This window comes from Bradyrhizobium sp. SZCCHNR1051 (assembly GCF_032489615.1).
In the GTDB taxonomy this organism is placed as follows: Bacteria; Pseudomonadota; Alphaproteobacteria; order Rhizobiales; family Xanthobacteraceae; genus Bradyrhizobium.
This window is the reverse complement of the sequence record NZ_JAUEYJ010000011.1, coordinates 155,030-168,563: the sequence shown is the minus strand read 5'-3', so window position 1 is coordinate 168,563 and position 13,534 is coordinate 155,030. Positions and strand designations below refer to the sequence as shown.

Genomic DNA, 13,534 nt, shown 5'->3' with positions numbered 1-13,534 from the left:
CGGGCTTGTCCCGGCCATCCACGTCATTCCCTCGGAAAACAGGGGCGTGGATGCCCGGCTCAAGGCCGGGCGTGACGACGGAGGTTTTGGCGCGGCTGCGCGTGGCTATTGTCATCACTGCCCAAGCCGTTCGATCAGCGCCGGCGCGTGCACCTGGTCGGCCTTGTAGTTGCCGGTCAGCGTGTACATCACGATGTTGACGCCGGCGCGGAAGGCGAATTCGCGCTGTCGCGGCTCGCCGGGAACCATCGGCAGCATGGCCTGGCCGTCGGGGCGGATGGCCCAGGCGCCGGCGAGGTCGTTGGAGGTGATGATGATCGGTGAGACGCCGTCGCCGCCGCGCGCCGGACGCGAGGCGCTGTCCTCGTCCTCGTCTTTCGGCAGCGCCTCGACCCAGGTCTGGCCTGCGGTGAAGCGACCGGGGAAGTCGCGCAGCAGGTAGAACGTCTTGGTCAGCACGTGCTCGCGCGGCACCGGCTCGAGCTCGGGGACGTCGAGCGACGACAGAATCTCGCGCAGCGACTGCATGCCCGGGGTCTGCTGCGCGCCGTTGTCGCCGGGCGGCGCCTCGACCGCATCCCGGGTGTCGAAGATGACCGTGCCGCCCTGCTTCATGTAGGCGTCGATCTTGTTGATCGCGTCCTGCGGCGGCTTCGGCGTGCCCGGCACGATCGGCCAGTAGATCAGCGGGAAGAAGGCGAGCTCGTCATGCGCAGGATCGATGCCGACGGGGTCGCCGGCTTCGAGCGCCGTGCGCTGCGCCAGGAACAAGGTCAGTCCGGTCAGGCCGGCCTTGACGATGGAATCGACGTCGGCATTGCCGGTCACGACATAGGCAAGCCGCGTCTGCGACACCGCGCGCATGGCGAAATCGTCGCTGGCGGCGTCGGCGCGCGCGGCCGTCGGCATCGCGACCGCGAGCAGGGCGCCGGTTGCAAGCACCGCAAGCGCGATGGACGCGGGCGCTGCACGCCGCCACCGCGCGAGCGAGGCCAGCACGCCGCCGAGCAGGGCGACGATGACCGCGTCGATCAGGAACAGCAGCAGTGCGGTCGACAGCAGGATGCCCCGGAGATCGCGCGGCTCGGCGGTGGTGTAGCTGGCACGCTTGGCGCGCAGCGTCGACGTGTCGAGCTGCAGAATGCGATCGGCGGGGCTGAGCGTGTTCACTGCGGTGGGTCCCTCGGCTGGGCCATAGAATCCGGGTGGATGATCCAGCGAAGCCCGGTCGTTGAAATCCGCCGGCAGCGGCTTGGCGGTCGAAGGCGGCGGTCCGAAGGCGCCGAAGCCGTCGAGGATGTGCAGCGGCGCCAGCGTGGCCTTGGCGGTCTCACCCGCGGGACCAGGGCCCGGCGTCGAGGTGTAGCCGGACATGTCGACGATGCGGCGGAGCATCTCCACCATGGCGCCGGACATCGGCAGATCGGACCAGCGCATGTCGGCGCTGACGTGGAACAGCGCGATCAGGCCCTTGCCGCGATGCTCGCCGGTGACGAGCGGCGTGCCGTCCTCCAGCGAGGCCCAGCTCTTGGTCGCCAGCACGGCGTCGGGCTCGGCGAGGACCTGGCGATTGACCGTCACGTCCTTCGGGACGGTGATGCCGGCGAACGGGCCGTCGGCGGCGAACGCGGCCAGGTGTTGCGGCTTCTCCCAGGTCAGGCTGCCGCCCAGGGTGCGGCCGCCGCGGCGCAGCTTGACCGGCACGAGATCGTCGTCGCCCTGCGCCAGGCGCGGGCCGGCGAAGCGCACCAGCACGCCGCCATTCTCGATCCAGCCGTTGAGACGGTCGCGCAGCTCCGGCGACAGCGTGCCGACGTCGGCCATCACGATCATCGGCACCTTCTGGTCGAGGAACTGCGTGATGACCTGCTGCGGAGCGCCGCGATCACCGAGGCGGAGATCGGCGAACGGCGCCAGCGCGCGCGTCAGATAGAAGGTCGGCGCGAGCAGCGGTTGCGCGGTGTCGCTGGTGGCGCCGGAGACGATGCCGACCGCACGCCGCCGCCAGCGCTTGTCGAGCAGTTGCACGGCGCCTGCGGAGCGCTCGCCGGCGATCTCGAGCCGGGTGATGTCATTGCGCAGCTCGACCGGAAGATCGAAGCTCGCCTCGGCGTCGTGCGCACCGGCGGCGAAGCCGAACTGCGCTTCGCCGAGCGGCGAGCCCTTGGCGTCGAGCGCGCGCACAATGCCGCCCGGAACCGAGAGATCGGCGCGCAGCACCTTCACGGTCATCTTGGCCGCGGCGTTCTCGGCGCCCGCAAGCGCCAGCGGCGACAGGGTGCCGCCTTCGAACACCGTCAGGCTGCGATCGCCGATGGTCTTGGCAAGGCCGGTGACAAACTCGCTGCCGCGGCCGGGATCGACGCCGTCGGAGAACCACATGATCTCGGCATCGCCCGTCGCTTTCAGGAAGCGATCGAGCTGCGGCAGCGCATCGGCGCGCTCGGTCGTGTAGGCCTTGGGCGCGATCTGGCGCAGCGCGACGCGCGCCGCGCCGGCTGGCATCAAGGTGAGGTCGCGTGCGGGCTCCGACAGCGGCATCAGCGCGACGCCGCGGCGGTCGGCATCGGCATTGGCGATGATCTCGTCGGCGGCCCTGATACGCGTGTCCCAGCTCGCCGCCGCGCTCCAGCTGTCGTCGAGCAAAAGCACAAGCGGCGCCTTGCTGCCGACGGCCTCGGTGCGCGGATTCCAGATCGGACCGGCCGCGGCGAAGATCACCAGCGCCGCCGCGATCAGCCGCAGCAGGGTCAGCCACCAGGGCGAGCGCGACGGCGTCTCTTCCTTGGGCGTGATGTCGAACAACAGCCGGGTCGGCGGAAACTCGATGCGGCGCGGCCGCGGCGGCATCACCCGCAGCAGCCACCACAGCACCGGCAGGCTGATGAGCCCGGTCAGCAGCAAGGGTTCGGCGAACGACAGCGGCAGGCCCATCATGCGCCGAGCCCTCCGGGGCCAGCGCCCACTTTGACGCCGCCGCGCGCGCTACCTTTGGCCGTGGTCATACCGGCATGCAGGAACAGCAGCAGCTCGGCGGCCGAGCGGCTGGTGGTGTGGGTTGTGAACAGCCAGTCGAGCTTGCCGGTCTCGGCGCGGATCTGGTCGCGGTGCAGCGCCACGCGGGCGACGTAGTCCTGCGCCCAGCTCTCGGCGCGGCCGGCCGTGATGACCTCGCCGCCCTCCGGCTCGACGAACTCGACGCGGCCGGAATAGGGGAAGGTCTCCTCGGCGGGATCGACCACCTGGACCATCGTGCCGTGCGCACCCGACGCGGACAGGCCGGCGAGCATGGTGCTGATCTCGGAGATCGGTGACCAGAAATCCGACAGCACGACGATCTCGGCGAGCGCGGACGGCACGAAGGAGGGCGGCAGGCTCGGCCTGATCGTCTCATCATGCAGCATCGCCTGCGCGATGCGGTCGATCACGTTGCGGCTCCCGGTCGGATTGATCAGGCCGGGAATGCCGACGCGTTCGCCGCCGGCCACCAGCAACTCGGCCAGGGCGAAGGTCACGATCAGGGCGCGCTCGAGCTTGCTGTCGCGGGCGCCCTTCGACGCGAACGCCATCGACGGCGAGCGGTCCGGCCAGATCCACACGGTGTGCGCGGCCTCCCATTCCTGCTCACGGACGTAGAGATGATCGTCGCGCGCGGAGCGGCGCCAGTCGACGCGCTGCGACGGCTCACCGGAGACGAAGCGGCGGTACTGCCAGAAGCTTTCGCCGGAGCCGGCGCGGCGACGGCCATGCAGACCATGGATCACGTTGGCGGCGATCTGGCGCGCTTCCAGTACCAGCCGCGGCAGCGACGATGCCAACGTCCGGCTTTCGCCATCGGCACGCCGGATTGCGAGAATCTCCTTGTCGGCGTGCCCTGTCGCTGCGGCCATCAGCCAATCCGGCTCTTCAGTTGCCGGATCACGTCCGGAATGGTGCGTCCCTCGGCGCGGGCCGGGAAGGTGAGCGCCATGCGGTGCTTGAGCACGGGCTCGGCGAGATCGAGCACGTCGTCGATCGAGGGAGCGAGGCGGCCGTCGAGCAAGGCGCGGGCGCGCACCGCGAGCATCAATGATTGACTGGCGCGCGGACCCGGGCCCCAGGCGATCAGCTTGCCGGCGTCGCCGGCCTCCGGGCCGGGGCGGGCGGACCGCACCAGCGACAGGATCGCCTCGACCACGGAATCGCCGACCGGCAGCCGGCGCACCAGCCGCTGCGCAGCGATCAGCGCGTCTGCGGTCATCGCGGCCTTGGCGCCGCTCTCTTCGGCACCGGTGGTCTCGAACAGGATGCGGCGCTCGGCGTCGCGATCCGGATAGTCGACGTCGATCTCCATCAGGAACCGGTCGAGCTGGGCTTCGGGAAGCGGATAGGTTCCTTCCTGCTCCAGCGGATTCTGGGTCGCGAGCACATGGAAGGGCTTCGGTAGGTCATGACGGGCGCCTGCAACCGTGATGTGCTGCTCCTGCATGGCTTGCAGCAATGCCGACTGCGTGCGCGGGCTGGCGCGGTTGATCTCATCCGCCATCAGCAGTTGCGCGAACACCGGGCCGGCGATGAAGCGGAACGAGCGCTTGCCGCCGGCGCTCTCGTCGAGCACCTCGGCGCCGAGAATGTCCGACGGCATCAGGTCCGGCGTGAACTGGATGCGCTTGGCATCGAGGCCGAGCGTCACGCCCAAGGTCTCGACCAGCTTGGTCTTGGCGAGGCCGGGGACGCCGATCAGCAGCGCGTGGCCACCGGACAGGATGGTCACCAGCGTGTTTTCCACCACGCGGTCCTGGCCGAAGATGACGCTGGAGATCGCATCCTTTGCCGCTCGGATCTGGCCGGAGACCTGTTCGGCCGACCGGACGATCGCATCCTCGAGCTTCTCGGCACTCTCAGCCATTCCCATCGCTCCTTCTGCCCCGCATCTTGAACTTTCGGACGGACGTTCCGCTCCAGTTTGCCGGGACACGGATGCCAACCTATGCGAAGGCGCTGTATTCGTTGAGTTAAACTATCCCCATATTATCGGCATTACGGGGTATTGACGGCATCACGTTATGGCGACCTTACATGACCTGCAGGGCCGCCAGGAACTTTTGCACAGACGACGGCGATGGAATCTTGCACCAATCGTGCCAAGGTGGACGCAAACTCAAGGCAAACCATGGCGAAGCAAGGGCAGACCACCGACAACGGACTCGATCGGCTGACGTCGGCGGCAACGCAGGCTGGCACATCCGCAAAGGGACTGCCGCCGGTGCATTTGTGGAATCCGCCATTCTGCGGCGATCTCGACATGCGAATCGCCGGTGATGGTAGCTGGTACTACATGGGCACGCCAATCGGGCGGCCTGCGCTGGTCCGGCTGTTCTCGACGATCCTCAAGCGCGAGGGTGATCGCTATTTCCTGGTCACGCCGGTGGAGAAGGTCGGCATCCGCGTCGATGATGCCCCCTTCACGGCCGTAGAAATGCGGACGGAGAGCGATGCGCGCGGACCGCTGCTGCATTTCCGCACCAATGTCGACGACTGGGTCGCGTGCGATGCCGAGCACCGGCTGCGCTTCGAGCCTGGCGAGAGCGGCGGCCTGACGCCCTATCTGCATGTGCGAGCCGATCTCTGGGCCAAGGTGACGCGGGCGCTGTACTACGAGCTTGTTGACATGGGTGAGGAGCGGATGATCGATGGGCGTGTCATGTTCGGCGTGGGGTCGGGCGGCGCGTTCTTCCCCATGGCCGATGCAGAACAGGTGAGGGCGGCGCTTTGAACCAGCCCATGGTGAGGAACGGGACCGCTGGGCTCAGTTCAGCCGATTTCTTCGCGCGGGGCCGCGCGCGGTTGCGCTTCGACGTTCCGCAGGCCCTGCTCGATCCGGATGTCATTCCGGCCAGCGGAGATTCCGGCACCGACCGCATGCTCGAGATCATCTCCCGCGAGCAGCCCATCCGTCCCGCGGCGGTGCTGATCCCGGTGGTCGACCATCCCGAACCGACGGTCCTTTTGACCCAGCGCTCGCCGAACCTCTCGAGCCATGCCGGGCAGATCGCCTTTCCCGGCGGCAAGATCGACGTCACCGATGCCTCGCCGCTCGATGCCGCCCTGCGCGAGGCCGAAGAGGAGGTCGGGCTCGACCGCAGCTTCGTCGACCCGATCGGCTATCTCGACGTCTACGGCACCGCCTTCGGCTTCCGCATCCTGCCCACGGTGGCGCGGGTGCGGCCCGGATTCACGCTCAAGATCAACGAGGGCGAGGTCGACGACGCCTTCGAGGTGCCGCTGGCCTTCCTGATGGACCCCGCCAATCATCAGCTGCATTCCAAGGAGTTTCGCGGCATGGAGCGCTTGTATTACGCGATGCCGTTCGCCGAGCGCTACATATGGGGCGCTACAGCGGGCATCCTTCGGGTCTTGTACGAGCGGGTCTGTCAGCCATGATCCGTGGCGTGTTGACGGAAATCGGAATTTTCCTCATTCCTTTTGCGGTTTATGTGTTGTTCTTGCTCGCGACCAAATCGGGGCTGTTGGTGCCTGTCAACTGGCCCTTTCATCTGATCACAAAATTGACGGTGGCGGCGCTGGTGTTGGTGATTGCAAGTCTGGTCCTGCTCGCCGAGTTCTCCGGCGCGCCGCCGCGTTCGACCTATATCCCCGCTCATGTCGAGAACGGCAGGCTCGTTCCAGGGGTCGAGAAATGATCGGCGCGCGGGTGCTGCATGCGCCCTGGCTCTCGTCCGGTCCCGCCGCGCGCGTGCTCGCGCTGCTCAATTGCGACGGCGAGGAGGCGCGGGTGGTCGGCGGCGCCGTGCGCAATGCGCTGCTCGGCATCGCCATCGGCGACATCGACATCGCGACCACGGCGCTGCCGGCGGAGGTGCTCCGGCGCGCCAAGGCGGCGTCGATCAAGAGCGTGCCGACCGGCATCGACCATGGCACCGTGACCCTCGTGCTCGAGGGGCATCCATTCGAGGTCACGACCCTGCGCGAGGACACCGAGACCTTCGGCCGCAAGGCCAAGGTCGAGTTCGGCCGTGACTGGGTCGGCGACGCGCACCGGCGCGACTTCACCATCAATGCGCTGTCCGTCGGGCCGGACGGCGTGGTGCATGATCACGTCGGTGGTCTCGCCGACATCGCCCAACGCCGCGTGCGCTTCATCGGCGATCCCGCCCAGCGCATCGCCGAGGATTATCTGCGCATCCTGCGCTTCTTCCGCATCCATTCGGCATTCGGCCACGGCGTCCCCGACCGCGAGGGCTATCTGGCCTGCATCGCCGGCCGCGCCGGCCTCGCCGCATTGTCCGCCGAGCGGGTGCGCATGGAGATGCTGAAACTGCTCGTCACCGACGGCGCGGTCGGCGCGGTCACGGCGATGGCGGATGGCGGGTTGCTGACGGCGATCCTCGGCGGCGTCGCCTATCTCGGTCCGTTCGCCGCGATGACCGGCATCGAGCGCGAGCTGGAGCTTTCGCCGAGCGCGGTCCGCCGTCTCGCGGCGCTCGCGGTCGCCGTGACCGAGGATGCGCGCCGTCTCGGCGTCAGACTGAAGCTCTCCAATGCCGAGACCAAGGCGCTGGACGGCATGGGCCATCGCTGGTGGCGGTTCGCTTCCGCCGACGAGGCGCGAGTCCGGCGTCTGCTGTATCGTCTCGGCGAGACCGTCTATCGCGACCGTCTGATGCTCGGCTGGGCGCGGGCGCGCGATCGCGACGACCGGCGCTGGCGCGAGCGTGCGCTGTTGCCGCAGCGCTTCACGCCGCCGAAATTGCCGTTGAAGGCGGCCGATTTCATCGCGCGCGGGGTTGCGGAGGGACCGCTTCTCGGTCATGTGCTCACCCTCGCAGAGGATGCCTGGTTAGCTGCGGACTTTCCGCTCGACGAGGCATCGCTGAACGCGATCGCCGATCAGGCGGCGGCGCGTGTCAACCGCGACGGACGTTCATGAATTTTCTGGCAGGCTTTGCCGACATCTCGCTCCTGCAACTCCTGCTCGTCGCTTCCGTCGCTCTCTTTGCTTCCATCATCGGTGGTCTTGCCGGCTACGGCACCGGCGCTCTCATGCCGCTCGTGCTGGTGCCGATGGTCGGCGCCGAACCCGTCGTGCCGATCATCGCGATCTCGGCGATCCTCACCAACCTCAGCCGCGTCGTCGCCTACATCAGCCACGCCGACCGTACGCGCGCCGTGATCGTCATCGCGGCAGCCGCGCTCACGACGGCGCTCGGCGCCTACGGCTACACGCGACTGACCAATGCCGGCGCGGCGTTCGTGATCGGCACCATGCTGATCATGAGCGTCCCGCTGCGGCGGATCCTGCGCAAGCGCGAGGTCAGGATCGGCAATGGCGGGCTTGCCGCCGGAGCAGTCGGTTATGGCGTGCTGGTCGGCGGCACCTCCGGCTCCGGCGTGATCCTGCTGTCGCTGCTGATGGCGGCGGGCCTGGAAGGCGCCGCGGTCATCGCCACCGACGCGATGATCTCGGTGGCGACGGGCGTCATCAAGATCTCGGTGTTTGGTTTGGCCGGCGTGGTCACGGCGCAGGTGCTGGCCTTCGCGCTCCTGATCGGCGCGGTCGCGGTGCCGGGCGCGTTCCTCGCCAAGGCCTTCGTCGCCCGCATGCCGGTGCACATCCACGCCGCCATCCTCGACGCCGCCGTGATCACCGGCGGCGGCGTGATGATCGCGTCGGCGCTGCGGCACCTGCTGCCGGCGGGATAGCCCTTCGGCGTCAGGCTACCTGCTGTGCTGCTCGGCCTCTACGTCCGCCCCCAGCGGCCGATCAGCATCTTCAGGAAACGCTCCGCCGCAGGCGACATCGTGCCGGTTCTGCGGCGCACGACGCCGATGGTGCGTGAGATCTCGGGATTGAGGATAGGGCGCGTGACGAGGAAGGGATGATCGCTCTGCGGTGTCGCCATCTTCGGAAGAACCGAGATGCCAAGCCCGGCCTCGACGAGTCCAAGCGACGTGGAGAGATGCGTCACCTCATAGAACCAGCGCAGCTTGATCGCTGATTTGGCGAGCGCGGCATCGAGCAGGGTCCGGTTGCCGCTGGACCGGTGGACGGTGATCAGAGGGTAGGGCTCGAGATCGCCCCAGCCGACCGTCGCCATCGCGGCGAGCGGGTGATCCTTGCGCGCGGCGAGCACGAAGGGATCCTCGACCAGACGATCGAAGATCAGCTCGGGGTCCGATGCTCCCATCAGGTTGATGCCGAACTCGACCTCGCCACGCTCGACGGCCTGCAGCCCATCGGTGGCAGGCAGGTCGAGAATGCGAAAGCGGATGTTGGGATATTGATCGTTGAACTCGCGGATGACCGACGGCAGGAAGTAGAACGCCGCGGTCGGCAGGCAGGCGATGGTGACGAGGCCTCCGCGATTGAGGCCGCTGTCGCGCACAGCAAACAGCGAGCCGTCGAACTCCTCGATCATACGCCGCACGAGCGGCACCAGCTCGGCGCCGAGCGCCGTCAGCGCGACGTGACGCGTCGTGCGCTCCAGGAGCGGCGCGCCGATCGCACCCTCCAGCTTCTGGATGCGCCGGCTCAATGCCGGCTGCGAGAGGTTCAGGGCCTCGGCGGCCCGATGAAAGCTCTCCAGATCCGAGACGCTCAGGAAGGCCCGGAGGTCTAGGATCTCACAATTGATGTTAATCATGCATCAATACCGCAATTCTTTGCATTTCAAAGATCGATCTCAGCTCAGTATACGCAACAGTAAGGCAGATTGATACGAAATTGACATAACTGAGGCCGGCATGAACGATCTGATCTCGATACCGTGCGTCCTGATGCGAGGCGGAACGTCGAAGGGGCCCTTTTTCCTGGCGTCGGACCTGCCGAGCGATCCGGCCCGGCGAGATGAGATTCTGCTCTCGGTCATGGGCTCCGGTCATCCGCTGCAGATCGACGGCATCGGCGGCGGCAATCCGGTCACGAGCAAGGTCGCCATCGTCGGGCCGGCCAGCGTGCCCGGCGCCGACGTGGATTATCTGTTCGCGCAGGTGCGGATCGATCAGCAACTGGTCGATACCTCGCCCAATTGCGGCAACATGCTTGCCGCGGTCGGACCTTTTGCCATCGAGGCGGGGCTGGTGCCGGCGAAAGGTCCGGCGACGCTGGTCCGCATCCACAACGTCAATACGCGCCAGTTGATCGAGGCCGAGGTGCCGACCCCCAACGGCAAAGTGTCATATCTCGGCGACGCGTCGATCGACGGCGTCCCAGGGCGAGCGGCGCCGATTGCGCTCACCTTTCTCGATGCGGCCAACCGGATGGACGAGATGTTTCCGACCGGCGAGGCCAATGAGACGATCGACGATCTCGACGTCACGCTGATCGACTGCGCGATGCCAATGATGATCGTGCGTGCGGAGGATCTCGGCGTGACCGGCTATGAGAGCGCCGCCGCGTTGAGTGCGAACACGGCGCTGCTGGAGCGGCTCGAGCGGCTGCGCGTGGCGGCCGGCGGGCGCATGGGACTCGGCGACGTTCGCGACCGTGTCATTCCCAAGCCGGTGCTGCTCGCCCCCGCGGTGCATGGCGGCCACGTGTCGGCCCGCTATTTCATGCCGCACGATTGCCACCCGTCGCTTGCCACCACCGGCGCCGTCGGCATCGCCACCTCGCTGATCGTGGCGGACACGGTGAGCGCGCGTCTCGCTGGGCTGCAGGTCGCGCCTGCGGTGATCGGCATCGAGCACCCGATGGGCCATATCGACGTCAAGCTGCAGGAGCGCGATGGCCGGATCGTGGCTGGGATTTTGCGGACCGCCCGCAGGCTGTTCGAAGGCTGCGTGTTCGCAAAGCCCGCGACACGGATGGTACACGCCGCCTGAGCGCACGCGCCGTCCGGACTCAATCGACATCGATAACAAGGGAGGAAGTCACATGCGTCGTCTCATGCTCGCCATCACTGCGGCTGTCGCAATCTGCGGCTCGGCCGCCGCCGAGCCCGTGCGCATCAGCGTCGGCTCGTACAATCTGAACAACCTGCCGTTTCCGGTCGCGGTGGGCCTTGGCCTGTTCCAGAAGGAAGGGCTCGACATCACCGTGGAGAATTTCGCCTCCGGCGGCTCCAAGACGCTGCAGGCGCTGGTCGCCGGATCGACCGATGTCGCCGTCGGCTTCTACGACCACACCATCCAGATGCAGTCGCAGAACAAGTCGGTCGTCGGCTTCGTGCTGCTGTCGCGCAATTCCGGTCTGGTGCTGGCCGGTGGCAAGGCTGCGACGTTCGACCCGGCCAGGCCGGAGACCATCAAGGGCGCCAAGATCGGCATCACCGCCCCCGGCTCATCCTCGGACTTCTTCGTCCGCTATTATCTCAAGCAGAACAAGATTCCCGCCGAGAGCGTGTATCTGATCGGCGTCGGATCAGGGGCCGCTGCCGTGGCCGCGCTGGAGCAGGGCAAGATCGATCTGCTGGTGAACTACGATCCGGCCGCGACCTATGTCGAGCAGAAGGGGATCGGCAAGATTCTGATCGATGCGCGAAGCGACGAGGGCGCCAAGCAGGTCTATGGCGGCATCTATCCGACCTCCGTGCTCTACGCGACCCAGCAGTACATCGCCAAGAACCCGGGCACGGTCCAGAAGATCACCAACGCCACGGTCAAGGCGCTGCGCTGGATCGCCACGCACAATGCCGAGGAGATCGTCGCAGTGCTGCCGAACGATTTCATCTCCGGCGAGAAGGAGACCTATACGAAAGCGGTCGAGAAGGCCAAGGCGATCTTCTCCAGGGATGGTCAGTTCGACGAGACCGACGTGCAGACGCCGCTGCTCGTCCTCAAGAGCTTCAACGACAAGGTGGATGCGACGTCGATCGACCTCGCCAAGACCTACACCAACGCCTTCGCCGTGAAGGCGCAGAGCGTCTCGAACTGATCGGGAGGGAAACAATGGCACTCGCCGTCGTCAAGGACCTGGACCCGATGGTCCAGTCCCGCAGCGCCAGGAACATGGTGGAGATCAATCAGGTCACCATGTCCTTCGGCAACTACACCGCCGTCAGGGACGTGAACCTCACGGTCGCCGATGGCGAGTTTCTCGCCATTGCCGGTCCGACCGGCTGCGGCAAGAGCACCATCCTCAACGCCATCGCGGGCCTCTTGAAGCCGAGCGCCGGCAGCATCGCCATCGATGGCCAGCCGGTGCGCGGCGTCCAGGGCAACATCGGCTATCTGTTCCAGCAGGATGCCTTGCTGCCGTGGAAGACCGCGATCGAGAATGTCGAGCTCGGCCCGCTGTTCCGCGGCGTGTCGGCCCGTGAGCGCCATGAGCGCGCAATGGCCTGGCTCGTCAAGGTCGGGCTGAAGGGCTTCGAGCACCGCTATCCGCACCAGCTCTCCGGCGGCCAGCGCAAGCGCGTGCAGATGGCTCAGGCGCTCATCCATGGGCCGAAGGTCATCCTGATGGACGAGCCGTTCTCGGCGCTCGACATCCACACCCGCCATCTGATGCAGAACGAGCTGCTGCGGCTGTGGCAGGAGGAGAAGCGCGCGGTGGTCATGATCACCCACGATCTCGAGGAGGCCATCGCGCTGGGGGATCGCGTCGTCGTTCTGGCCTCGGGACCGGGCTCGCGGGTCATCGACAGCTTCCCGGTCGACCTGGAGCGGCCGCGCGACGTGGCCGAGATCAAGCTCGATCCGCGCTTCACCGATCTCTATCGCAACATCTGGGCCTCGCTGCGCGGGGAAGTGGAGAAAAGCTATGCCCGCCATGACTGAACGCCTCATCCAGCTCGCGCTGCTGATCGTCATCGTCGGCGGCTGGCAGGTAGGCGTCACCTACGGCGTCATCGATCCGTTCTTCTTCCCGGCGCCGCTGGCGGTGCTCAAGCAGGTGTTTGCCTGGCTGTCGGCGCAGAGCTTCTACGCGCATGTCTCGACGACGCTGACCGAGACGATCCTCGGCTACATCATCGGCACCGGACTCGGCGTCACCGCCGGCGTCTGGCTCGGCCTCAACCAATCCGCGGCGCGCATCCTCGATCCCTTCATCAAGGCGCTCAACGCCGTGCCGCGCGTGGTGCTGGCGCCGATCTTCGTGCTATGGCTCGGCCTTGGCCTGTGGTCGAAGGTGGCGCTTGCCGTGACCCTGGTGTTCTTCGTCACTTTCTTCAACGCGCTGCAGGGCGTGCGCGAGGTCAACCCGGTGGTGCTGGCGAATGCCCGCATCCTCGGCGCCCGGCGCTCGGAGCTGCTGCGTCACGTCTACTTCCCGGCGGCTGCGAGCTGGATCCTGTCGTCGCTGCGCACCTCGGTCGGCTTTGCGGTGGTCGGCGCCATCATCGGCGAATATCTCGGCTCGTCCGCCGGGCTCGGCCATCTGATCGCGCAGGCCGAAGGCAATTTCGATGCGGTCGGCGTGTTCGCCGGCATCTTCATCCTGGCGATCTTCGTGCTGTGCATCGACGCGCTGCTCGACCTCGTGGAGAGCCGCCTGATCAAATGGCGCCCCAACGTCGCCGAGCGTCCGGCCTGATCCGGATACGACAGAGCGCCGGTCCTGACGGGCCGGCGCTCTGGCATCGATCACCAG

Annotated in this window: 13 protein-coding genes; 9 read left to right on the top strand and 4 right to left on the bottom strand. The window is 67.1% G+C overall.

Annotated features, from left to right (window positions below; translation table 11 throughout):
• Positions 1-114: 114 nt before the first annotated feature.
• From QW868_RS15620 to QW868_RS15610, 3 genes are read right to left on the bottom strand one after another with little or no spacing between them, the layout of a single operon-like run.
• Positions 115-2,937: a DUF4159 domain-containing protein gene (locus QW868_RS15620; RefSeq protein WP_315776136.1), complete on the bottom strand. Its 2,823-nt coding sequence runs from the start codon at positions 2,935-2,937 to the stop codon at positions 115-117.
• Positions 2,934-3,890 carry a DUF58 domain-containing protein gene (locus QW868_RS15615; protein ID WP_315776137.1) on the bottom strand — a complete coding sequence of 319 codons (957 nt, stop codon included), beginning with the start codon at positions 3,888-3,890 and terminating at the stop codon, positions 2,934-2,936. Before QW868_RS15615 ends, QW868_RS15620 begins: the two co-directional genes overlap by 4 nt.
• Positions 3,890-4,888 carry a MoxR family ATPase gene (locus QW868_RS15610; RefSeq protein ID WP_315738357.1) on the bottom strand — a complete coding sequence of 333 codons (999 nt, stop codon included), beginning with the start codon at positions 4,886-4,888 and terminating at the stop codon, positions 3,890-3,892. Before QW868_RS15610 ends, QW868_RS15615 begins: the two co-directional genes overlap by 1 nt.
• Before the next feature lie 264 nt (positions 4,889-5,152).
• Between QW868_RS15610 and QW868_RS15605 the strand changes: the two genes are divergently transcribed.
• The 5 genes from QW868_RS15605 to QW868_RS15585 are packed head-to-tail and all read left to right on the top strand — an operon-like array spanning position 5,153 to position 8,703.
• The gene (locus QW868_RS15605; RefSeq protein ID WP_315785698.1) at positions 5,153-5,755 is read left to right on the top strand and encodes a DUF1285 domain-containing protein; all 603 of its coding nucleotides are present in this window, start codon (positions 5,153-5,155) and stop codon (positions 5,753-5,755) included.
• 8 nt (positions 5,756-5,763) lie between these two features.
• Positions 5,764-6,423, top strand: coding sequence for a CoA pyrophosphatase (locus tag QW868_RS15600; protein ID WP_409997670.1), 660 nt, complete (start codon positions 5,764-5,766; stop codon positions 6,421-6,423).
• Positions 6,420-6,683: a DUF6111 family protein gene (locus tag QW868_RS15595; RefSeq protein WP_315776140.1), complete on the top strand. Its 264-nt coding sequence runs from the start codon at positions 6,420-6,422 to the stop codon at positions 6,681-6,683. The genes QW868_RS15600 and QW868_RS15595 overlap by 4 nt, the downstream gene beginning before the upstream one ends.
• On the top strand, positions 6,680-7,930 hold the full coding sequence (locus tag QW868_RS15590) for a CCA tRNA nucleotidyltransferase (protein ID WP_316176852.1): 1,251 nt from the start codon (positions 6,680-6,682) through the stop codon (positions 7,928-7,930). Before QW868_RS15595 ends, QW868_RS15590 begins: the two co-directional genes overlap by 4 nt.
• Entirely contained in the window at positions 7,927-8,703 is a 777-nt protein-coding gene (locus tag QW868_RS15585) for a TSUP family transporter (protein WP_315757023.1), read from the top strand. Before QW868_RS15590 ends, QW868_RS15585 begins: the two co-directional genes overlap by 4 nt.
• Positions 8,704-8,741: 38 nt before the next feature.
• Here QW868_RS15585 and QW868_RS15580 read toward each other — a convergent pair whose 3' ends face one another.
• Complete coding sequence (locus QW868_RS15580; RefSeq protein ID WP_315738715.1) at positions 8,742-9,641, bottom strand: LysR family transcriptional regulator; 900 nt, start codon at positions 9,639-9,641, stop codon at positions 8,742-8,744.
• A 103-nt stretch (positions 9,642-9,744) separates the two neighbouring features.
• On the opposite strand from QW868_RS15580, the gene QW868_RS15575 reads away from it, so the two are divergent.
• From QW868_RS15575 to QW868_RS15560, 4 genes are read left to right on the top strand one after another with little or no spacing between them, the layout of a single operon-like run.
• A complete protein-coding gene (locus QW868_RS15575; RefSeq protein WP_315811818.1) occupies positions 9,745-10,824 on the top strand; it encodes a 4-oxalomesaconate tautomerase in 1,080 nt (359 codons plus the stop codon).
• Positions 10,825-10,876: 52 nt separating this feature from the next.
• Positions 10,877-11,875, top strand: coding sequence for an ABC transporter substrate-binding protein (locus tag QW868_RS15570; RefSeq protein ID WP_316230880.1), 999 nt, complete (start codon positions 10,877-10,879; stop codon positions 11,873-11,875).
• 14 nt (positions 11,876-11,889) lie between these two features.
• On the top strand, positions 11,890-12,720 hold the full coding sequence (locus tag QW868_RS15565) for an ABC transporter ATP-binding protein (protein WP_316230879.1): 831 nt from the start codon (positions 11,890-11,892) through the stop codon (positions 12,718-12,720).
• Positions 12,704-13,477, top strand: a complete 774-nt coding sequence (locus QW868_RS15560; protein WP_316230878.1) for an ABC transporter permease — start codon at positions 12,704-12,706, stop codon at positions 13,475-13,477. Before QW868_RS15565 ends, QW868_RS15560 begins: the two co-directional genes overlap by 17 nt.
• The last annotated feature ends 57 nt before the right edge of the window (positions 13,478-13,534 follow it).